General features: G+C 62.5%; 16 protein-coding genes. 15 read left to right on the top strand and 1 reads right to left on the bottom strand.

Annotated elements, in window-relative coordinates; all coding sequences use genetic code 11:
• Window positions 1–10 precede the first annotated feature (10 nt).
• The 10 genes from KJS47_RS17815 (at window position 11) to KJS47_RS17770 (ending at window position 15,583) form a co-directional block, all read left to right on the top strand.
• Window positions 11–2,716 (top strand): transglycosylase domain-containing protein, encoded by a 2,706-nt coding sequence (locus tag KJS47_RS17815; RefSeq protein ID WP_249716521.1) that lies wholly within the window; start codon window positions 11–13, stop codon window positions 2,714–2,716.
• A 219-nt stretch (window positions 2,717–2,935) separates the two neighbouring features.
• The gene (locus tag KJS47_RS17810) at window positions 2,936–3,424 is read left to right on the top strand and encodes an NUDIX domain-containing protein (protein WP_213526423.1); all 489 of its coding nucleotides are present in this window, start codon (window positions 2,936–2,938) and stop codon (window positions 3,422–3,424) included.
• A gap of 174 nt (window positions 3,425–3,598) precedes the next feature.
• Window positions 3,599–4,327: a glycerophosphodiester phosphodiesterase gene (locus tag KJS47_RS17805; protein ID WP_213526422.1), complete on the top strand. Its 729-nt coding sequence runs from the start codon at window positions 3,599–3,601 to the stop codon at window positions 4,325–4,327.
• Between the two features lie 422 nt (window positions 4,328–4,749).
• Window positions 4,750–7,851, top strand: a complete 3,102-nt coding sequence (locus KJS47_RS17800) for an efflux RND transporter permease subunit (RefSeq protein WP_213526421.1) — start codon at window positions 4,750–4,752, stop codon at window positions 7,849–7,851.
• Between the two features lie 28 nt (window positions 7,852–7,879).
• On the top strand, window positions 7,880–9,163 hold the full coding sequence (locus KJS47_RS17795; protein WP_213526420.1) for an efflux RND transporter periplasmic adaptor subunit: 1,284 nt from the start codon (window positions 7,880–7,882) through the stop codon (window positions 9,161–9,163).
• A gap of 29 nt (window positions 9,164–9,192) precedes the next feature.
• Complete coding sequence (locus KJS47_RS17790; protein WP_213526419.1) at window positions 9,193–10,941, top strand: hypothetical protein; 1,749 nt, start codon at window positions 9,193–9,195, stop codon at window positions 10,939–10,941.
• Between the two features lie 247 nt (window positions 10,942–11,188).
• Window positions 11,189–12,046 carry a MurR/RpiR family transcriptional regulator gene (locus KJS47_RS17785; RefSeq protein WP_213526418.1) on the top strand — a complete coding sequence of 286 codons (858 nt, stop codon included), beginning with the start codon at window positions 11,189–11,191 and terminating at the stop codon, window positions 12,044–12,046.
• A complete protein-coding gene (locus KJS47_RS17780; protein WP_213526417.1) occupies window positions 12,039–13,064 on the top strand; it encodes a serine hydrolase domain-containing protein in 1,026 nt (341 codons plus the stop codon). Before KJS47_RS17785 ends, KJS47_RS17780 begins: the two co-directional genes overlap by 8 nt.
• Before the next feature lie 294 nt (window positions 13,065–13,358).
• A complete protein-coding gene (gene murQ / locus KJS47_RS17775; RefSeq protein ID WP_213526416.1) occupies window positions 13,359–14,288 on the top strand; it encodes an N-acetylmuramic acid 6-phosphate etherase in 930 nt (309 codons plus the stop codon).
• 383 nt (window positions 14,289–14,671) lie between these two features.
• The gene (locus KJS47_RS17770; RefSeq protein WP_213526415.1) at window positions 14,672–15,583 is read left to right on the top strand and encodes a GNAT family N-acetyltransferase; all 912 of its coding nucleotides are present in this window, start codon (window positions 14,672–14,674) and stop codon (window positions 15,581–15,583) included.
• 92 nt (window positions 15,584–15,675) lie between these two features.
• Here the strand turns inward: KJS47_RS17770 and KJS47_RS17765 are convergent, their stop codons facing one another.
• Window positions 15,676–16,269, bottom strand: coding sequence for a biotin transporter BioY (locus KJS47_RS17765; RefSeq protein ID WP_213526414.1), 594 nt, complete (start codon window positions 16,267–16,269; stop codon window positions 15,676–15,678).
• Between the two features lie 105 nt (window positions 16,270–16,374).
• On the opposite strand from KJS47_RS17765, the gene KJS47_RS17760 reads away from it, so the two are divergent.
• The 5 genes from KJS47_RS17760 to KJS47_RS17740 all read left to right on the top strand — a co-directional run bounded on the left by KJS47_RS17760 (window position 16,375) and on the right by KJS47_RS17740 (window position 22,526).
• Window positions 16,375–17,340 (top strand): ATP-binding cassette domain-containing protein, encoded by a 966-nt coding sequence (locus tag KJS47_RS17760; RefSeq protein ID WP_213526413.1) that lies wholly within the window; start codon window positions 16,375–16,377, stop codon window positions 17,338–17,340.
• Window positions 17,331–19,139 carry an ATP-binding cassette domain-containing protein gene (locus tag KJS47_RS17755; protein ID WP_213526412.1) on the top strand — a complete coding sequence of 603 codons (1,809 nt, stop codon included), beginning with the start codon at window positions 17,331–17,333 and terminating at the stop codon, window positions 19,137–19,139. Before KJS47_RS17760 ends, KJS47_RS17755 begins: the two co-directional genes overlap by 10 nt.
• Window positions 19,140–19,265: 126 nt before the next feature.
• Complete coding sequence (locus KJS47_RS17750) at window positions 19,266–19,790, top strand: hypothetical protein (RefSeq protein WP_213526411.1); 525 nt, start codon at window positions 19,266–19,268, stop codon at window positions 19,788–19,790.
• Window positions 19,791–19,925: 135 nt separating this feature from the next.
• A complete protein-coding gene (locus KJS47_RS17745; RefSeq protein WP_213526410.1) occupies window positions 19,926–21,218 on the top strand; it encodes an ArnT family glycosyltransferase in 1,293 nt (430 codons plus the stop codon).
• A 102-nt stretch (window positions 21,219–21,320) separates the two neighbouring features.
• Window positions 21,321–22,526 (top strand): MFS transporter, encoded by a 1,206-nt coding sequence (locus tag KJS47_RS17740; RefSeq protein WP_213526409.1) that lies wholly within the window; start codon window positions 21,321–21,323, stop codon window positions 22,524–22,526.
• Window positions 22,527–22,545: the final 19 nt, after the last annotated feature.

Raw genomic sequence — 22,545 nt, 5'->3', positions numbered from 1 at the left:
GGTATCGCTCATGAACCACGAGGAATCACGCAGCAGAATGGAACAGCAGGGGGACCCGGCTAGAGACCGCTATTATCCGGAGCACGCTCCGTACGCCTCCGAACAGGAGAAGAGGGAGGATTCGCCGACGGCAAATGGGAAAGCGGTTTCCGCACCGGGGGAGTCCGGCTATGAGGACGTTTTGTCGGCCGGCGCGGCCGGATTGCCCGATGCTGCTGCCAGACTACAGGGCATTCCGTTCGAGAGCAAGGGTCTGACCCTGCCCGGAGGAGGGGCGGCCGGCGGCGCAGGAAGCGGCGCCGGGCATCCGAAGAAGGAAAAGGCGGCGCAGCCCGTCCGCCGGCGCAGCCGGATTTGGCGCGTGCTCGGCTTCAGCTTCCTGGGCATGTTCCTGCTACTCCTCTCGGGGGCCGGCTGGGCCTACTGGAAGGGAATGCAGCTCTATGAGCAGTCCAATATCGCGGCGCTCGGCAAGGAGCCGCAAAAGCCTACCGTGCTGTACGACCGCAACGGGGAGGTCATTACGGAGCTGACCAACTCTCGCTTCGAGTATATTCCGCTCGATCAGGTCGCCCCGATTATGCTGGAGGCGATCGTCGCCGTCGAGGACTCCCGTTTCTACGAGCACAAAGGCGTCGATCTGCAGGGAATCGCCCGCGCCACCTACAAGAACCTGAGGGCGGGCGCTGTCGTCGAGGGCGGCAGCACGATTACGCAGCAGCTCGCCAAGATGACGCTGTTCTCGTCCGAGCAGACCTATTCCCGCAAACTGAATGAAGCAATGGCCTCGCTCAAAATCGAGAATACATACACCAAAGATCAGATCCTCGAAATGTACCTGAACTCGATCTATTACGGGAACGGGGCCTACGGGATTCAGCGCGCGGCCCAAATTTATTTTGGCAAGCCGGCTTCCGAGCTGACTCTGGCCGAGGCGGCGCTGCTCGCCGGGATGCCCAAGGCGCCGAGCAACTATTCGCCGGTCGACAATCCGGACAAGGCGCTGGCCCGCCGCAACCTCGTGCTGCAGCTGATGGCAAGCCAGGGCAAGATCACCGCCGAGGAGCGGGACGCCGCCATAGCGGAGCCGATCAAGCTGATCGAGACGCCGATCTTGAAGCAGGTCGACAAGTACCCATCCTACGTCAACTATGTCATTCAAGAGGCGATTGTAAAGCACGGACTGACCGAGAAGGACATCCTGTCGCAGGGCCTCGCGATCTATACGAATCTCGATCCGAAGGTGCAGAACGCACTGACCGATGTCTACAACAACAATGCGTTATTCCCCGAGGACGCGGGCGGGCTGCAAAGCTCCGCGGTCGTGCTCGATCCGGCCAGCGGGGCTATCCGGGGTATCGCCGCGGGCCGCAACTTCTACGAGCAGAAGTTCCGCAGCTTCAACTACGCGACCCAGCTGAAGCGGCAGCCCGGCTCCAGCATCAAGCCGGTGGTCGTCTTCGCTCCGGCTCTGATGGCGGGATTCAAGCCAAACGATCTAGTTAACGACGTGGAGACGGAATTCGCCACCGGCTACAAGCCGCTCAACTACGGCAAAAAGGAGCACGGCTGGATCACGCTCGAGGAGGCGCTAATCCAATCGTACAATATCCCGGCCGTCGCCCTCCTGAACGAGGTCGGGATCGGCAAGGCGCTGGACTTCGGCCGCCGGGCCGGTCTTCCGCTGCTAGATGAGGACCGCGTGCTGGGCACCGCGCTGGGTGGCCTCCAGCAGGGCGTCTCGCCGCTTCAGATGGCCCAGGCCTACACGATGTTCGCCAATGGCGGCAAGATGGCCGAGGCGTACGCGATTACGAAGATCGTGGACCGTCAGGGACAGGTGCTGAAGGAAGCGAAGCCGCAGGCGAAGCAGCTGCTCGATCCTTCTATCGCTTACCAGATGACCCAAATGCTCCAGAAGGTCATTACGAACGGAACCGGGCAGATGGCCCAGATCGGCCGTCCCGTCGCCGGTAAGACGGGAACGACGCAGCTGCCGAACATCGCCGAGTTCAAGGATGCCCGGGGGAACCAGCTCGACGGCTCCAAGGACGCCTGGTTCGTCGGCTATACGCCGGAGCTCGTCACCGCGATCTGGCTCGGGTATCCGATGACGAACAAGACTCACTACCTGACGACCACCGGAGGCAAGGAGCCGGCGAAGCTGTTCCGCGAGGTCATGACCAGAGCGCTCGACGGCGTTCCGGCCAGCGACTTCGTGCCCCCGGAGAACTTCACGCCGATCGGGGGGCAGATCCGCTACGTAAACGGGGAGTATCCGGTGACGCCGACCCCGGCCAAACGCGTCGCGGTCGTGTCCAAGCCGCCCGCCGAGACGCCGGCCCCCCCGGATATGACGCCGCAGAAGGCAGCAGTGCCGGAGGAGAGCAAGGAAACAAACGGCAAGGGACAGGAGCCTGGCGCGGGCAAGGACGACAGCCGGAAGGATGAGAGCCGAGACGACGGCAAGAAGGAAGAGAAAAAAGACGAAGGCAAAAAAGACGACGGCAAAAAGGACGAGAAGAAGGAGGAGAAGAAGGACGACGGCAAGAGCGGAGGCGGGAACAAAGACGACGAAAAGAACAACGACAAAAAAAAAGAAGCCGGGGAGGGGACAAGCCCGGTAGAAGCAAGCCCTAACCCGGCCGGGCTAACGGCGAGCGGCGGAACGTCTTCCGCTCCATCGCAAGAGCCTACTCCTTCCCCGTCGTCTTGACCGGACACAGCAGAGAGTTCCCCCTGCTGCAGCACTTGATTGAAAAGGACGGCACGCTCCGGCAGCCATGCCGTCCCATCTGCCGTTACGGCCGGCTTCCTCCGGGAAGCCGGCTTTGTCATGGAGAGGTTCAAAGAATGTTCACGGGCGAGGAGCAGGAGAACCAGTGGCTCCGGATAAGCTGATTAGAGTAAAGAAGGAAGAGAGGGAGGCGAAGCGATGCTGATTCCGATTGAGGAGCTCCCCCGGGACAAACGGATTGCGGGCGTGCATGCCATTCCGCTTGCGGGGGACGGTGCCATTGTCATGGTGTGGGACCGCAACGAGTCACGGCTGACGACGGTGGGCGGACGGGTGGAAGGAACCGAGACGCCGATGGAGGCACTCGACCGGGAGACGGTGGAGGAGGCGGGCCTGCTGCTCAAGGCGGAGCGGGTTCCCGTCGCCTGCTGGCATTGGGCGAGCACCGATACGTATACCGTCTATTTTGTCGCCGAGGTGGACCGCCTCGTCCCGATGCCGGACGGGTTCGAGACGAGCGGGCGGGTCGTCAGCTCCTTCGAGACGGCCGGGCTTATGGTGAGGACGCTTGAGGGGGCGGGTCCCCGGCTAGAAATACTGAGGTTAGCGGAAGAAAAGGCCCAAAAGCTGGGGATGGGCGGGGTTGAGCCGCGCTCTCTCCCGAATATTCCCCAAATCCCGGATTGACGCTGGGTCGCGGCGGGGCAATAATTAAGGAAAAATAACGGCCTAAGGTGGAGACGATGAGAGAACCTTTCGGCGACCGGCCCCGCTTCCTAAGCGAAGTGGGCGGTTGGTGCTGAAAGCTCATCGTTTTTTTTATGGAAACAGGGCCTGGCCAAACCCAAGGAGAGAAGATTAATGAACAAGCCATTGGTTATCGCTCACCGGGGGGCTTCCTCCGAAGCGCCCGAGAACACGCTGGTTGCTATGCGCATCGGCATCGAACAAGGCTGTGAAGGGATTGAATTCGATATTCATCTGACCAAGGACAACCAAATCGTCGTCTGCCACGACGCCAAGGTCGACCGGACGACGAACGGAACGGGAGCGATCCGCGACATGACGCTGGAGGAGCTGCGGCAGCTCGATGCCGGCAGCTGGTTCGACGAGAAGTTCGCCGGCGAGAAGGTTCCTACGCTGGAGGAAGTTTTCGCGCTCGCGCCGGCCGACATGCTGCTCAACATCGAGCTGAAGGAAAGCTATGGCGGCGCGATCGAGCCGGTTTTGGCGGAGCTGATCCGGCGTCATAACCGTCTGGACAGCGTGGTTGTATCCTCTTTCTTCCACAAGACGCTGGCCCGGCTGCGCGAGATCGACCCCGAGATCAAGGTCGGCGCTCTGTACGCCCATGATTTTCTCTCGCACCGTCAGTTCGCGGAGAGCTACCCGATTCCGCTCACTTCGCTCCATCCGGGATACAAGTACATTCCTTGCGAGGACATCCGGGAGTCGGTCGCGGCCGGCTTCAAGGTCTACGTCTGGACGGTCAATCACCGCGAAGATATGGAGAAGCTGGCGGCGTGCGGCGTGTCCGGGATGATCTCGGATAAGCCGGGCTTCCTGCGCGAAGTAGTCGACAGCCTGTAGCTCCTCCTCCACTGCCTTCAACCGATCCCGGTTGGAGGCAGTTTTTTTGTCCGGCGGCAGAGAACGTGCCAGGCGGAGGCGTCTATTCACAAAACCTCCTTGATTTGTAGAGGAAGAAAATGGTGATCGGTTGAACAGGTCCGTATTAAGATAAAATGGGCGCCGCTCTGAGGCGCGGCTGCCTGCCGCCAGGCCGCTGTCGTTAGCCGCAGTTCTCATCGGTGAGGACAGGGCTGTGGCCGGGAAGGAATATTGGCGGTATTACGGGGCGGGGCCCGAACTGCGGCCGGAGTCACAGGCAAAGGTATGACCGGGATTATTACCAAGATATGACTTTCTCCACCTGTCGACCGGCGACCGTGCTGGTATGCTGGGAGAGACAGAGAGATTGCGGGTTGAGGAAGGATGGAGGAACAAACCGGATGGGGAAGTTAACTAGCTTTTCAATGAAGAACGTGGCGGCGATCATCATCCTGTCGCTGCTGCTGCTGGGCGGAGGGATCTATGCCTCGTCAACGCTCAAGGTCGAGAGCATGCCCGATATTTCGTTCCCGATCGTGATGGTGAACACCCAGTATTTGGCGCCACCCAAGGATATTCTGGAGCAGGTGACCAAGCCGCTGGAGAAGTCGGTTTCGAGCCTGGAGGGATTGAAGACGCTGACGAGCACGTCAAGCGACAATTTCTCCTCGATCATTCTTGAGCTCGAGCAGGACAAAAAGCCGGACGATGTCAAGAAGGACATCGAGAGCCTGATTGCCAATGTCAAGCTGCCCCAGGCGGCGGAGAAGCCGCGGGTCGAGACGATCGGCTTTGCCTCGCAGCCCGTCTACTACATGGCGGTCTACGGCGAGAACGGAATGAACCAGGCGGAGCTCGACAAGCTCTACAAGGATGTCATTCTGCCGGGCTTCAATTCGCTGAAGGGCATTGACCACGTCGACTCCATCGGCAACCAGGAAGCGACACTGACGATCAAGCTCGATGCCGACGCGGTGAACAAGTACGGCTTTACGCCCAGCCAGGTGACGGGTTACATACAGGCCGCTCTGACGGAGAGCCCGGCCGGCTCGGTGGAATTCAACGGCAATACCCAGATGGTGCGGATTAAAGGAGAGCTCGACACCATCTACAGCCTGGACCAGCTCAAGCTGATGACCGGCAAAGGCGAGACGATCCTCCTGAAGCAGCTCGCCCGAGTGGAGGCGATCAACGAATCGACATTCCTCGCCCGGCTCGACGGCAAGCCGGCGATCGGGGTCCATCTGTACAAGACGAAGGAAGCCAACGCGGTAGAGTTCGCCGATGCGGCGGACGCCCTGATTGCCGGATGGAAGACAACGCAGCCGAACATTGCGTTCCATACCGTCTACAACTCGGCGGTCGATATCAAGCATTCCATTAACGGGATGGTGCGGGAGGGCGCGCTCGGCGCGGCACTCGCCTCCCTGATGATTTTGCTGTTCCTGCGCAATATCCGCATGACGTTGATCGTTCTCGTCTCGATCCCGCTGTCGATCGTCATTACGCTGCTGTTCATGGCGCCGCTCGGCATCTCGCTGAACATCATGACGCTCGGCGGCATGGCGATCGCCATCGGCCGGGTCGTGGACGACGCCATCGTCGTCATTGAGAACATCTACAGCCAGCTGCAGAAGGCGCAGGAGCGCAACGAGTCCGTCATTTTGTACGCGACCAAGCAGGTCTCCTCCGCCATTACGTCCTCGACGATTACAACGGTCGGCGTCTTCGGTCCGATCGCGTTCGTGACGGGCGTCGTCGGCGAAGTGTTCCGCCCGTTTGCGATTACGCTGGGCGTGGCTCTGCTGTCCTCGCTGCTCGTCGCGCTGACCGTCATCCCGATGCTTGCCAAGCTGATGGTGATGCGCAGTGCGAGCATCAAGCACGTCGAGCATGCGGAAGGGCCGGTAACGAGACGGTACAAGAAGATTTTGCTTTGGTCGCTCAAGCACCGGTTCAAGACAATGGGCATGGCGGCTATCCTGTTCTTCGCCTCCCTGATCCTGATCGTGCCGCAGCTCGCCAGCACCTTCATGCCGGAGAGCGAAGCGGATAAGCAGATGCTGTTCCAGATCAAGATGCCGCGCGAAACATCGCTCGAGCTGATGGATGCCAAGGTGAAGGAGATCGAAGCGCTCCTCGGAGAGACCAAGGACAACGCCGGCAATCCGATGTTCACCGGTATCGAATCGCTGATCGGCTACGATTTCACCAAGGACCGGGTGCCTTACAAGGCGACCCTGTTCGCTGAGGCGTCCGAGGTGACCGATGCCAAAGCCGCGCTCAAGACGTACAAAGAGAAGATTCTATACGAGCTTCCCAAAGGCTCGACGGTCGACGGCTCGCTGATCAGCTTCGGAGGCGATGGAGGAGGCGGTACGGACTTCTCCTATAAGCTCAAGGGCGATGACCAGCTCGTGCTGAAGCAGGCCGCGGCCATCGTGGAAGAGAAGATGAAGGAATTCCCGGAGCTGAGCTCCATCAAGGATAGCCTGAGCGAGTCCAAAACCGAGGTGGAGATTACCGTCGACCAAAACAAGGCGCGTCTCTACGGCATGACCTCCGCCCAGGTGCTCGAAACCGTGAACGGCTGGATCGGTGAACGCAGCCTCGGCGATCTCAAATTCGATAACGTTCTGTACGAAACGAAGGTTCAGCTGAACGAGCAGGACATTAACTCGGTCGACAAGATCGGCCGTCTGCAGATTACGGCTCCGACAGGCGCCAAGCTGTACCTGAACGAGATCGCCAAAATCCGTCAGGTGGAAGCGCCGGTCTCGATCAGCCGGGAGAACCAGAGCCAGGTCCTCAGCATCAGCGCCAAGATCGAGAGCGCCGACAAGGGCGGTGTCAGCAAGAAGGTCTCGGCGGAGCTTGACAAGCTGGAGCTGCCGTCCGGCGTCAGCCGGGAAGTCTCCGGTATCTCCGACGACATGGCCGAAGGCTTCGCCCAGATGTTCGTGGCCATGGCGGCCGCCATCTTCATCGTCTACTTGATCATGGTGCTTGCTTTCGGCAATGCCAGCGCTCCGTTCGCGATTCTGTTCTCGCTGCCGCTCGCCGTCATCGGCGGCCTCGTCGGACTTCTCGTGACGGGCGAATCCATCAACGTTACTTCGCTGATCGGCTTCCTGATGCTTATCGGGATTGTCATCACGAACGCCATCGTTCTGATCGACCGTGTCCAGCAGCTGCGCGAGGAAGGCCATTCCGTCCGTGATGCGCTCGTCGAAGCGGCCATGACGCGGCTGCGTCCGATCATCATGACGGCCGGGGCGACCATTCTCGCTCTGATGCCGCTCGCCCTCGGAATGTCCAAGGGGACGATCATTTCCAAAGGATTGTCGGTCGTCGTGATCGGCGGCCTCACCACTTCGACGGTGCTGACGCTTCTAATCGTGCCGATCGTGTACGAATTGATCGAGAGCTTCAAGCGGCGCATGGCCCGACTGTTCCGCCGACCCGCTGCCCAGCCGCAGGTGCAGAATGCGGCAAGGCCTTAAAGCAAGAACGAATAAAGGAGAATCTAGCATGAAGAAGCAGAACGGATCATTGTTGCATGTGCTGAACTATAAACGGGCCGCTGCTGCCGCTTGCGCCGTCGCTGTAAGCGTGGCTATCCTAGCGGGCTGCACGGGCAAGACGGAGCCGCCGCTCGCTGCGGCGGCCCAGGAGAATCAGCTGAAGCCGGTCAAGACTACCCCGGTCGTCAAGAAGAAGATCGGCGAGCCGCTCGAGCAGGTGGCGGAGGTCGTCCCCTCGCTCCAGATGGACGTCATCGCCAAGGCAAACGGCGACGTGGTGCAGGTGCTGAAGAAGCGTGGCGATGCCGTGAAGGAAGGCGAGGTCATCGCCCGGATCGACACGAAGGACATCGCCCTGCAGAAGGAGAAAGGGGAACTCGGCATCAAGAGCGCCCAAGCCCAGCTGGACAAGGCGAAGGAAGATTACCGCAACGGGCTCGACGAGATGCGCAGCGCCATCGAGAAGATGGAGAAGGCGCTGGCCGATACCCAGAAAAATTTCAACAAGCTGCGCAACGATTACGATGACGGCTTGATTACGAAGCTGCAGCTGGAGCAGGCGGAGACGCAGTTGAACAGCCAGAAGATGGACATCGACATTCAGAAGAAGAAGCTGAAGACGATGGAAGAGACCAACTCGCTGGCCGCGCTGGAGGTGCAGCTGCAATCGTCCCGGCTCGGCGTGCAGGAGATCGAGCGGAGCCTCGACCATTACGTCATCACCGCCCCGATCAGCGGCGTGCTGACGGAGCTGCCTGTCGTCGAAAAGATGACGGTCGCTCCGGGCACCCCAATCGGGCAGATCCAGCAGATGAATCCGGCCAAGATCAAGGCCGATCTTACTGAGCAGGCGGCCGCTTGGCTGCGCGGTAAGCAGGAAGCGACCTTCTACATCGCGGGTGATGGAACGAAGCGGACGGGCAAGATTACGTACCTGGCCGACATCATGAACACCTCGACCAAGACGTTCGAGCTCAATCTCGAGGCGGATAACGCCGATCAGGCCATAAAGCCCGGCACGCGGGTACAGGTGCTGCTGAACGGCGAAGCGGAGACCAACGTTCTCTCCGTGCCCGTCGCAAGCATCGTTCGGGAGGGAAGCGACAACTATGTCTTCGTCCTTCAGCAGGATACGGTGGAGAAGCGCAAGGTCGAGCTGGGCCGCATTCAGGAGCTGGATCAGGAGATTTTGTCCGGCGTAAAGGAAGGGGAGCAGCTCGTCATCTCAGGGCAGCACCAGCTCAAGGATAAGGAAAAGGTACAAGTCGCCAAACCAGCCGAAACGAAGTAAGGCCGATAGAACGCCAGGGAGGAAACTACGTGAAACCGAACAAGAATTGGAAGCTAACCGCCGCCGCCGTCGTCCTGTCGGCCTCGCTCTTCGGCACCGTCTATCCGGCGGCTGCCTCGGAAGGAGCCGGGACTACGGCTTCGGTCGGCACTTCGTATTACCAGTTGAACAGCCAGCTCTCCGTGAGCGTGAAGAGCGTGCTGAACGAGAGCAGTCCGGACGGTGCGCAGATCGGTGCCGTCGTGCGGATGAAGAACGGCAGCGGCAAAGCCGTTCGCGTTCCCGATTACGACGTGCGGGTGAGGACCGACGACGGTATGGAATACATCCTGCAGCCGAGCGCGGCCAACGCACGGAGCGTCAAGGCAAGAGAAGAGATCGAGCTCAGCTATCTCGTCAGCGTCGACGGAATGGATTCGTTCGAAGTAACCGAGCTTGCCTGGGTCGACGTGGACGTTTACGTCTATCCCAAGCAAGAGACCGATAAGCTGGTCGTTCCGGTGGGAGATATCCAGTGGACGGGCAGCGAGGCGGAGATTACGGAGAGTGGCGCACTCAAGGGCTGGGAAGACGCGTTCGCGATTCCTTCGCTCAAATCGCCGCTTGTCTACAAGCCGGTGCAGTACGATTTGACCTATACCGAGCAGGGGCGCGCGGCGACCGTGACGTTCCTCGTCACCAATCCGGGCAGCTCCCGCGAGACAGTCCCGGATTTCCGGATCGAAGGCAAGGGCAAGGACGGCAATTACGCCGGCCAGCGCGTCGAGCAGAACGCGTTGCAGATCGAGCCGGGCGGCAAGTCCTATCTCCATTACGCGATTCCGCTGAAGGAAAACGTGACGCTGGAGAGCCTGAACGTGCTGACGCCCGAGACGTTCGTCACGATGGATGCCAAAGGGCAGCCCGCGCCTCTTCAGTACACGATCGGGCGGCTGAACGTCCTGCTGCCCAAGCAGCAGAATCTGCCCATCACCAGCCTGCCGCTCTACACGCCGGGCTCGCCCGTCAAGCTGGACCCCGTCAGCGGCCTTGTGCCATCGAACGTCGACATCTCGATGATCGAGCTGCGGATGCACGAGAACAGCGGAGAAGGCTACAAGACCGCCATCGCCAAGTTTAAAGTGACGAACCGCGGAGAAATTCCGGTGCCGGTGCCGCCGTTCCAGGCGGAGCTGCAAAGCGCGGACGGCTTCCGGTACGCCGGGACCAGGCAGCTGACCTCCACGGCTTCGATCATGCCGAATCTTGGCTATGTATTCAGCTACGCGTTCGCCATTCCGGCAACCGAGGACGGCAGCACGCTCGGCCTGCGCCTTCTGGATTCGGTCTCGGCGGCTCCGTACAAAACGACGCTCGGAGCGGTCCGCGTAGCGGCCACCGAGTCGACCGACGACGGAGATACGATGAGCTTCTACCCGTTCCAGGTGAAGCTGAATTACTGGACCATCTCGGCCAATATCGGCCAGAGCATGACCGGCCTGCCGAACTATTCCTATAAGATGAAGCTGGATCTCGACCTCGAGCGCACGGACACGGTTGTCGTGGACCAGAATTTCTCCAAGATGGAGATCGAGCTCGTCGACTCTCTCGGCCGGACGCTCGGTTCGGAGACACGCTCCTTCACGGGCGCGAATCGGATCATCGACGGACAGCAGACGTTCACCTTTGCCGACCTTCGGACGGAGCAGCTTGCGTATCCGATTACGGTGAATATATACGAGACGATCGAGACGCCGACCGGCGTCGCCAAGCGGCTCGTCAAGACGCTGAAGCAGTAGTCCGTTCTCTTCGGAACAAGCGCTCCTGTGATGCCCCCTTCCCCTGCGGCGAATGCTGCAGGGGAAGGGTTTTTTTGCAGGAAGAGCGGAGCGGTGTAAACTGGAATATGAAATAAAATTACAAAAAGCATGTTGTCGAATGTAACTAAATTCATTATACTTACTTTAAGCGGTTACACTGTTACGGCGGCTTCATTCGCCGTTGTTCGGCTACTCAGGCAACATCCAGGAAGGGATTGGTTCGCATATGATTAGGGGAGGGCTGATAAGCCTCAAGGAAGCACTGAACTCCCTGAAGCCGATGGAACGCAAGGCGGCCGAATTCATTCTGCAGTACCCCGACAAGGTCGTCAATTTGTCCGTTCAGAAGCTTGCTGAGCTGGCCGGGGTCAGTGTGGCGACGATCATTCGTCTGTCGCGCTCGCTGCAGTTGAAGGGCTACCAGCAGCTCAAGCTCAAGATTGCAGCGGATCTGGCCCAGCACAATCCGGAAGAGGATTCGTACCAGGAGATCAAGATGGATGGGTCGACCGGCGCGCTGGTCCGGTCCATCTCGCATAACAATATGCAGTCAATTCAGGACACGATGGGCGTGCTGAGAGAAGAGGATCTGGAGCTGGCGATCGAAGCGATGAGCGGAGCCCGCCGCATCACCATCTTCGGGGTCGGCGCGTCGGCAGTCATCGCAGAGGACTTTCAGCAGAAGCTGACCCGGATCAACCGCTGGTGCGACGCGGCATACGCCTTCAACAGCCAGGCGACCATCGCCGCCAACCTGACGGAGCGGGACGTCGCTTTCGGCATCTCGTACTCCGGTCTGACGGAGGATATTATCCAGTCGCTGACGATCGCCAAGGAGAGCGGGGCCAAGATCGTGACCCTGACGAAATTCGGAACGAATCCGGTCGCAGAACTGGCCGATATCCGGCTGTTCACGAGCTCGCTTGAGCAGAGCATCCGCAGCGGCGCGATGGCATCCCGCATCGCCCAGCTGAATGTCATTGATATCTTGTTTGTAGGAATAGCAAGCCGCAACTACGAGGAGAACATTCAGGCACTTGAAAAAACGCGCAAAGCGGTAAAGGTGACGAAGCGAAATGGATAAACTCGATCAGTTGTTGGAGCGCTGGGTGGAAGAGAAGAGGATACCGGGCGGAGTAGTGGATATCTCGGTCGGCGACCGGTTCCGCTACCGCAAGGCAGTTGGCTGGTACCATGACGGCAGCGGCAGGCGCCCGATGCAGCTGTCGACGATGTTCGATGCGGCCTCGTTGACGAAGGTAACGTCGACGCTGCCGTCGGTTCTGTCGCTGGTCGCGGACGGGCGGCTCGGTCTGGACGATCCGGTCGCCCGCTACCTGCCGGCCTTCGGCTCGCCGGAGGTGACGATCCGGCATCTTTTGGCCCACCATTCGGGGCTTCCTGCCGACTTGACCGGCCACAAGAACCGGGAAGGGGGTCGGGATATCGCCGGCGAGGTGATGAGCCTGTCGCTTCTCAGCCCGCCGGGAACCGAGGTGAGGTACAGCGACCCGGGGTTCATCCTGCTCGGCTGGATCGTCGAGAAGCTGACCGGCGAACGGCTCGACGCTTACGCCAAACGGGTCGTCTTCGAACCGGCCGGCATGACCGACTCGACTTTCAATCCGCCCGCCGCGCTGCGCCCGCGGATCGCGGCCACCGAAGCGTATAAGGACGGATTCATCCATGGCGAAGTGCATGACGAGAAGGCGTTCCTGCTCGGAGGCGTATGCGGGAGCGCGGGTCTGTTCACCACGGCCGACGATCTGTTTCGGTATACGAGGCGCTGGCTTTATCCGGACCGGTATCCGCTTCTGACGCCGGAGCTTGTACGCGAGAGTACCCGGACGCAGGCCCCTACCCGGGGACTTGGCTGGCAGGTATGGGCCGGAGAAGAGGATGGGCTCAGCTGCGGGCCGTTATGGCCGCACGGCAGCTTCGGGCATACCGGCTTCACGGGAACCAGCGTCTGGATTGCTCCGGAGCAGGAGCTGACCGTCATCTTTTTGACAAGCGGGGTGCATTTTGGACGGAGCAATCCGGTCCGCTTCTTGCGGCCGGAGCTGCACAGCCTGATTTATACCTCGTTATTCGGAGAGTGAGCGCCGCACAGGCGGCGCCAGGCTTCTCCTCCGAGGCATCCGTGAGGAAGAAGGGAATGAAACCGCTTTCTGTCTAGACTAGAGCCAAGACGAAGCGAACCGACATGAATTGAGCCGCATGTCCGCTGCCAGCAGCCTCCGGCGGCCAGCCATCCTGGCAAGGCAGTTCCCCGCCGGGCGAAGGAACCCGGGGGCTTCGGTGGGTGAGGCGGCGGAGGCGGAAGAGACGCGTCGCCGGACACCGGGACAGCCGCCGCAGGGCGGCTTCCGAAGAGACAGGGAGGGATAGAGCATATGGAACCAGACGTTCAGCCGAATGTGTTGACAGAGCAGAGGAACGAGAATACGACGAATTTGGACCAGCTCAGCATCCAAGAGATTGTGGAAGCGATGAACCGGGAGGACCAGAAGGTCGCCCATGCTGTGGAGGAAGCGGTACCAGCCATTGCGGCGGCGATCGAAGCGATTGTGGAGCGAATGGAGCAAGGCGGTCGGCTTTTCTATATCGGGGCGGGGACGAGCGGCCGGCTGGGGGTTCTCGATGCCTCCGAATGCCCGCCGACCTTCGGCGTGCCGCGTGAGCTCGTCACCGGCATTATCGCGGGAGGGCCAACCGCCCTGCAGAATGCGATCGAGAACGCCGAGGATGATCCCGAGGCGGGCGCACGGGACGTGGCGGCGCAAATTACGGACAAGGATGCGTTGGTCGGCATTGCCGCCAACGGAGGGACGCCGTATGTGCTGGGCGCGATCCGCAAAGCCCAAGAGATCGGCGCGGTGACGGCAGGCATCTCGTGCAACAAGGACACCAAGCTGAGCGCCGAGGCGGAATATCCGATCGAGCTGCTCGTCGGACCGGAGGCGGTTACCGGCTCCACGCGGCTCAAGGCGGGCACCGCCACCAAGATGGCGCTCAACATGATCACGACGACGGCGATGATCAAGCTTGGCAAGGTATACGGCAACCTGATGGTCAACGTGCAGGCGACCAATGCCAAGCTTCGCGACCGGGTCGTCCGCATTATCGCGCAAGCGACCGGCTGCGACCTCGCGACGGCCGAGGAGATGAACAAGCGCGCGGACGGTGATGCCCGCGTCGGCATTCTGATGCTCAAATTCGGAGTGCAGGCCGACGAAGCGCGCCGGGCGCTCCGCGTCACGAACGATCATTTTGGCCGTGCGGTCGAGCTGCTGGAGCAGCAGGCGGCAGCCGCCAGCGAATAGCCGCAGCGGAGGAGGCTCCTGGCCTTTGCCGGGAACGTGCGCCGTGAGGCGAAACGGCTCCGGAGCCCGGAGGCTTCGGGGGCGGAGCGGGAAGCGGACAACGAATAGGCGAAGCAGGGACGTCTTGGGAAGACGGCCCTTTTTGCCGTTGTCAAAGTGGCCGGCCGTAGAACACGGGCGATAAGGGAACGAAGCGATACCTTGTCCGGAAGCGGGGAGCAGCGTCAGCGTGGCCGGCGGCGAGAAGGCCAATAGGAGGCGAGGAGAAGGACAGATGCGGCAGGCAAAGGATTGACCGAGGGAAGCCGGTCCTGTATTCTCAAGCGCATAAGGCATTAGACGGATAACCGCCCGTTACCGGCGGAGAAAGGCGGGGACAGAACATGAGGCCAAAGGAAGGAATCGTGGCAAGGCGGAGCCTGTCGAAGGACGAGCTCGGCATGCTGAAGGAGCTGGCCGACCGGGTGAACGCGGAGGACGGCATCGCCATAAAGCTTAATTGGGAGACGCTGAAGGGCCGCAAAGGAAGGGAAACGAACGACTATTGTTATTATGCCGGCGGCCGGCTCGTCGGGTTCCTCGGACTGTATATTTTTCGGGACGAGGAGGCCGAGGTCAGCGGACTCGTTCATCCGGACTACCGGCGGCAGGGGATTTTCACCCGGCTCGTGAAGAGGGCCGCGGACGACTGCAGCGCGCGCGGCATTCCGCAGCTGCTGTTCATCTGCCCGCGGGACTCCGGCAGCGGCCATGCGTTCCTGCGGAGCTGGGGAGCCGATTACTCGTTCTCCGAGTATGTGATGGAGCGGCCGGCCGGAGTCTCGGACGATCCACAGGTGGATAGGAGCGGGGAGGGCCGGAAGCCAGCCGAAGGCGTCACCCTTGTAGAGGCTTCGCTTAAGGACCGGGCGGTGCTGGGACGGATGAACCGGCTCGGCTTCGCTATGCCCGAGAAGGAAGCCGAGGAGTATGCGGGCGCTTTTCTCGGCAAGCCGGGCGAAGCTACCTATATCGGGCTGCTGGACGGAGAGCCCGCCGGCAAGATTTGCGTGCAATTCTCGTCTTCCCATTCGTTCCTGTATGGGTTCACCGTGCTGCCCGCCTTTCGGAGCAAAGGGATCGGCCGGGCGATGCTGGAGCAGACGATTGACGCCGTCCAGCATCATCAGGGAGACAAGCCGGTGCGGCTCGAGGTGGCGCTGGAGAACAAGGGGGCGCTGCAGCTGTATCTGTCGTGCGGCTTTCAGGAGCGCGCGATCCAGGACTACTTGGCGTACCGGCTGAGAGGACGCTGACGGAGGGCCTATGGGCCTTCCCTTATCAATAAAAAGCCCCCGCTCCCTACCGGTCAAGGCCGGGGCAAGGACGGGGGCTTTCGCCGCGCTTGTTATTCGAAGCGGACGACCGGATCGGTCTTGGCCGACAGCGTAGGCGCGAGGTTGGCGCGGCGAATGGCGAGGACGGCTGCCGTGGCGGCCACCGCCTTGATCAGATCGCCGGGCAAGTAAGGAAGCATGCCGAGCGTCATAGCCCGCGGCAGCGAGACGCCGGCGACGTGCGCGAGCCACGGAACGCCGGTTACGTAGAGCAGCAGGCTGCCGAAGAGCACCATGGCGAGCAGCAGCAGGACGAACGCTCCCGTGCGGGCGGACCGGAGCCGGGAAGCAACCAGGCCGATCAGGAGTGCGGCGAGCGGATACATCCAGATGAAGCCTCCCGTTGAGCCTAGCAGGTAGGGGAGGCCGCCGGAGCCGTGAATCAGCGGCAGGCCGAGCGCGGTCAGCAGGAGGACGGCTCCGATCGACAGAAAGCCGTAGAACGGGCCGAGCAGCGCTCCGGTTAGCATGACGGCGAAGTTTTGCAGCGTCAAGGGCACCGGCGAAAAGCCGAGCGGGATCGTTATGTAGCTCATGACGACGAACAAGGCGGCGAACAGCGCACTGTAAGTTACGCCGCGAATGGATAGACGGGGAAAGGTCATTGCATCTTCTCCTCTCATTTGTTAACCTAAATCACGAAACTATTGGTTAACAATTCGAAATTGTAGCACGTTCTTGCGTGTATGACTAGATGGTAGGTGAAAAAAGTGTCCGACTCCCCAGATTCGTTGCGACTGGAGGAAATAACCGTCGCTTTCCAGGGGGCGACCGGCATCCGGAAGGTGCTGACCGGAGTGTCCGTCGCGCTCCGGCCGGGCGACTGGGTGGCTGTCGTCGGCCGCAACGGCAGCGGCAAAAGCACGCTGGCCCGGGTGGCGGCCGGCTTGCTGCCCGTTTCCTCGGGCCGCATACGGCGAAGCACGACCGAAGAGCGCCGGATTGGCGTCGTGCTGCAGAATCCCGACGCCCAGCTGATCGGCACCACCGTCTGGGAGGATGTCTGCTTCGGCATGGAGACGGCTGGGATCGAGTCCGAGCGGATGCCCGAGACCGGCGCTTGGGCTCTGGCGATGACCGGTCTTGCCGGCTTGGAGGAGAGGGCGGTCGATAGCCTGTCGGGCGGGCAGAAGCAGCTGCTCGCGTTTGCGGGCGCGTTGGCGGCGGGCGCGGGCTTGTTCGTGTTCGATGAAGCGACCGCTATGCTGGATCCGCTGTCCGCCGAGCGGGTGCTGGCGGCGGCGGAGGAGCAAAAGCGGCGGGGCTCCGCCGTGCTTTGGGTTACCCAGCGGCTGGAGGAGCTGGCCTTCGCGGACCGCGTGCTGGCGCTGGATGAAGGCAGGACGGTCTATGAGGGGACGGCGGCCGGCTTTTTTTATGGGGAGGAGGCGGGTCTGGTATCCAGTCTGAGCGAAGCGGCGGTCATGGAGCAGGAAACGGGGGACGAACGGCCCGCCGGGTCCATCGCAGGCATGACGACCGGTCCCCATTCACCGGATAACCGCACGCCGTGCGAGCGGCTCGGCTTCCCGCCGCCCTACGTCGTCCGGACGGCCCAGGAGCTGCTCGCTCGGGGCGTTCCGCTCGGCGTACTGCCGCTCACCACTGAGGAGCTGGCGGATGCGCTGCCCGCCCTCGGAGACCCGGGCGGGGAAGGAGGAATCTCATGGATCTGAACGTCCGCGGCTTGGCTGCAGCGGCGTCCGGAACGGATCGTCTCCTGCTGGCGGAGATCGGCTTCGCCCTGCCGCCGGGCTCGCTGACGCTTGTGCTGGGCGCCTCCGGAGCCGGGAAGTCGACGCTGCTGGAGAAGCTGGCCGGGCTCGAAGAGCCGGCGGCGGGGGAGATCCGCTACGGCGGCGCTTCTCTCTGGATTCGGGGCAAACGGAACGCCAGGCTGCCGGCGGCTGCGGGCCTTGTCTTCCAGCACCCGGACCGCCAGCTGTTCGCCTCGTCGGTCCGGGACGAGCTGGCCTACTCCCTGCGGCCGCTTCGGCTTCCGCGCGAGGAGGCGGACCGCCGCATTCGGAGGGCGCTTGCCGACGCAGGCCTGCCCGACTCGGACGCCTTCCTCGGGCAGCCGCCTCTCACCCTGAGCGGCGGCCAGAAGCGCCGGGTGGCGCTCGCCTCGACGCTTGTCCTGGAGCCCGCCTGGCTGCTTCTGGACGAGCCGACGGCAGGGCTCGACCCGGACGGCATCGCGCAGCTTGCGGACGAGCTCGCCCGGCGGGCGGCAGCCGGAACCGGCATCGTCCTGGCGACGCACGAGCCGGAGCCGTTCCTGCCGGCGGCTGGCCAGGTGCTGCTCCTGAGCGGCGGGCGCCAGGCGTTCTTCGGCACGCGCGAGGAGCTGTACGCCCGGCCGGAGGCGCTCCGGCACGCCGGCGTCGGCCTGCCGCCCGGGCTCGCGCTGGCCGAGCGGCTCGCGGCGCGCGGCTACGCGCTGCCGGCGGGCCCGCTGGCGCCGGAGCGGCTCGCGGCCGAGCTGGCGCGCCAGCTGGCGCAGCCGAGCGCACCCGCGGCGCCAGGCGCGCCCTCGGCGCAGGCGCAGCCAAGCGCATCCGCGGCGCCAGGCGCGCCTTCGGCGCAGGCTCAGCCGAGCGCATCCACGGCGCCAGCTGCGCCCTCGGCGCAGGCGCAGCCGAGCGCATCCGCGGCGCCAGCCGCGCCCCCGGCGCAGGCGCAGCCGAGCGCATCCGCAGGCGCCTTCGCGCGGCGCGACCCGCGCGCGCTCTGGGTGCTGCTGCTGGCCCTGACGTTCGGCGTCTGGGCGCAGCGCGAGTGGACCGGCCTGCTGCTGGCCGCCGGGCTGACGGCGCTCCTGATCGGCCTCTCCCGCGTGCCGCTGCGCACGCTCGCCAAGGCGTCCGCTCCGGCGGCAGCCTTCCTCGCGCTGACGGTAGCCTTTGCGGGGCTGACCTTCCCGCCGGCCGGCCCAGAGGCCTTGCTGCCGCTCCGTGTCGGCTTCGCGCCGGCGGCGGCCGCAGAGACGCTGCTCCGGCTGTCCCGCCTCTACCTGCTTCTGCTGCTGTGGCTGCTGCTGCCGTTTAGCGTCAGCCACCTGCGGCTCCAGCGGGCGCTGCAGCAGACACTCGGCGGCCTTCGCCATCCCCGGCTGCGGGAGGCTGCCGAGGCGCTGTCACTTGCCGCCTCGCTTATTCTCCGCTTCGTGCCGCTCATCCTTGCCGAATGGCAGCGCTTCGTGAAGATGACGAGGGCGAGGACGAGAGCGGCCGGACGCCCGGGCTCCGTGCGGCTGCGGGATTTGGCGCCGCTCGTCATCCCGTTCTTGGTCTCGCTTCTTCAGCTGGCGGAGCAGAGCTCCCTGGCACTCGAGGCGAGAGGGTATGCACTGGGCCGGGGACGCCGGACGAGCGCGTTCCGGCTCACGATAACCCGGGAAGACGTGTGGTGGATGCTGGGCGGCGGCCTTGCCGGCCTGCTGCTCCTGCTGTACGCCCGGCTGATAGATTGATTCAAGGGAAGAGGACGGAAGGAACCGTCCTCTTTTTTTTTGGCTGGTTTCCGGAGGAGAAGAGGCGGACCGCCCCGGGATGTGCTATAGTGGCAGATAACAAAAAATGGAGGAGGAGGCCGTGAGATGTTTGATCCGACGATCTTCGATAACCTGAAGGTAGTGCTCGAAGGGAAGCTGTACGAGCTGGATCGCCAGGGGGAGGCGCTCGTTATCGGCCGGGAGGACCGGGTGGAACTCGCCGGGCTATCCCGTACGTTCCTGATGCGGCTGCGCCCGCCGTCCGGCAACTGCACGGCGGAGATCCGGCTGACGAGCGGACTGGCCGACTTTGCCGGAGAGCTGAGAGGGCTCCGGCTGGCGGGGAGCGACCCGGGGGCGGTGCTCACTGTCCGCTTCGAGCTGCCGGGCGCGAGAAGCGCCGACGCGGCGGAGCTGGACACCTGGCTGGCCGGCCAATGGAAAGACCAGGCGGACCTGCTCCATGAGAAGACGATGCAGGTGAACCCTCAGGCGGCGGACGGGGAGCCGGATGAGGGCCGTTACCGGATCACTCTGCGCTACCGCGGAAAAATCGACGAGGACGACACTGAGGAGCTCGAGGCGCTGGCCGCCTGGCTGCCGCAGGCGTTTGCCCGGATGGACGACTGACAGGCCGGGAGAAGCCTCCCGGCCCGTCAGTTCCCCATAGCCCGCTGCTCGCCGGCGGGCGCTTTTTTGTGCTTGCCCGCAAGGGTGGCGTATAATGGCAATATTCGACTTGCCCAGAAAGGAATTTGCTTACCCATGGCCTCTCAACAACCTGCCGCTTCCCGGCTGTCCGGCGTCCGGCGCTCGCTGACCCCCGGCCGCGTGCTGGGGGCGGTGCTGATGGGCACCTTGCTGCTCAAGGTGCTGCTCGTGCTGCTGCACGGCACCTATTACGATTACCAGTCGGACGACCGCGGCTACCTGGAGTCCGCACGCGTCCTGCTGGAGACCGGCCGCTTCACCTATAACGATCCGTCCAAGCCGACGGTCTTCATCACGCCTGCCTATCCGGGCTTTCTGGCTTCGCTTATGCTGCTGACAGGCCCCGGCGAGCTTCACGAGCAGACGGTTCGGATCGTGCAGGCCATCCTGGTGACCGTCTCGCTCTATCTGCTCTACCGGCTCGGCCGCCGGCTCGTCGGCGAACGGGCGGCTCTGTGGGGGACCGTGCTGGCAGCCTTCTACCCGCCGCTCTGGCTTATGTCCAATATGCTTTTCACCGAATCGCTGTTCCTCCTTATGGTCCTGCTGCTGCTCGGCGCCGCGTTCCGTGCGGAGGACCGCCCGACGGCAGGCTCCGCGGTCCTGTTCGGGCTGCTGTGGGCCGCCGCGGTTTACGTCCGGCCGACGATCGCGCTCTGGCCAGGGTTGTTCTTCCTCCTGCTGCTTGTCCGGCGCAGGATTCCGTGGCGGCGGCTCGCCGCCTGCGGCGCCATTGCCTCGCTCTTGTTCGTCCTCTGCCTGTCGCCGTGGTGGGTGAGGAACTACCAGGTATCCGGCGGCGACTTCATCCCGCTCACCAAGTCGAGCGGCAATCCCCTCCTCCTCGGCACGTTCCCGTGGACGGTGCCGGCCCTTTTCATGGAGGAGCAAAAGACATGGCATCCGACGGACGACCTGTGGGTGAACGACGAGCTCGATACACAGATGGCCAAGGAACGGATCGCGGAGGGATTCCGGGAGCACTTTTTCCTGTACCTGTCCTGGTACACGGTCGGCAAGTTCCTGCTTTTCTGGGGGGACGTTTTCTACTGGATGAAGCTTCCGGGCGTGCCGCTTCCTGTCGCGGTTCTCTATCATTATGTTCTGCTCGCGCTGGGGGCGGCCGGTCTGTGGCGACGGCGCCGTGAGAGCGGCACAGTGGCCGTCCTTACGCTGCTTGGGTACATGAGTCTTCTGCACATGGTCTACCTGGCGCATTCGCGTTATTCGGTCCCGCTCCTGCCGCTTCTGGCTCTGTACGCAGGGGCGGAGCTGCTCCGTCGCAAACAGCAGAGAAACCGCAAGAAACAGCAGGGCGAGGAGCAAGCAGCTTCCTTGGATGCCTAATAGGCGTCCAGGGCGTCAAATCCGGTGAAATCGCCGCTGGTGCCCGGTAGTGGATCATGCTACTTTGAAGGGGACTACAGGGGGAAAGAAGGAAACCGGACCGTGGGGCTGCCCAAAGAACTGCGCAGGCTGTTGCTCATGAACGCGTCATCGTTCGTCATCTTTAATTACATCGGGATTTTCGTCAATTTGTATATTTGGGAAAAAGGCCATCGAATCGGGGACGTTTCCTGGTTCAATTTGGTTCTCTTTCTCTTCTGGGCCGTCTCCTTTGCCGCCGGGGGACGGCTTTTGCTTAACCGGTCGGTCCGGCTGCTCTTCTGCCTCTCGGCCGCATGCGGGGGAACGGCCTTTCTGCTGCTGTCCTTCCTCCAGCTGGAGAGCCGGCTGCTATGGATCGCCGTTATTGGCATGCCGGTCGGGATGATGTGGGGCTTTTTCTCCTGCGCGCAGAACATGATGGTGACGCTGTCCGGCAGGGGACGCGATATCGGCAGCTTTTTTGCCGCGTCGACCACCGTCTCGCAGATCATCAACATGTCGGTTCCGCTGCTGTCGGCGCAAGTGATCCGCTGGTTCGGCTACGGCGGCTCGTTCGCCCTGATGCTCGTCTTCGTGGCGGTCATGCTGACGATGGCGGCTTCGCTGCCGCGCACGTCGCTGCGGGAAGAGCTGGCGGGTCCGGAGCCGTGGCACCGGCAGATGCGCTACTCCAACGTCTTCGTCACCCGGCAGTCGCGGTGGCTGCTGCTTTCCTGCATGGCCGCGGGCTTTTTCCTGCAGTTTCAGAATCTGTTCGCGCTCCTGTTTACCTTTAGCGTGACCGAGGACAAAACGATCATCGCGCTCCTTAACACGATGTATACGCTGTTCTCCCTGCTGGCGCTCTATCTGTACCGGAGGCTGAAGCTCAAGGAAGGGCGCTGGCTGCTCGTGTCCGTTCTGCTGCTGTCGTTCGGCTTCCTGCTCGTGCTGGTGCCGATGCCGCCGCTCTTGATCGCCTCCAACGTGCTGACGACGATGGGGCTGTTCTACTTCAGCACGTCGTGGAACGGGCAGCAGTTCCGCCTCATCAGCGAGCTGTCCGCCGTCCAGCAGTCGCGGATGCTCGTCTGGCGGGAGTGTGCGATCTGTCTGACGCGCTGTCTCATGCTGCTATTCGTGCTGTCGGTCGAGGAATTTGCGGGAGCCGCCTTCATCGCGCTCACAGGTCTCGCCCTGACAAGCCTTGTCGTGGTACCTTACCTGCAAAGCCGGAGCGTCCGCGCCCAATTGCCCGCCGCACCAACGGGAACAGGACAAATTTGATGGATAGTTGGAGGCGATG

Source organism: Paenibacillus sp. J31TS4 (genome assembly GCF_018403265.1).
Taxonomy (GTDB): domain Bacteria; phylum Bacillota; class Bacilli; order Paenibacillales; family NBRC-103111; genus J31TS4.
This window is presented reverse-complemented; position numbering and strand designations above follow the sequence as displayed.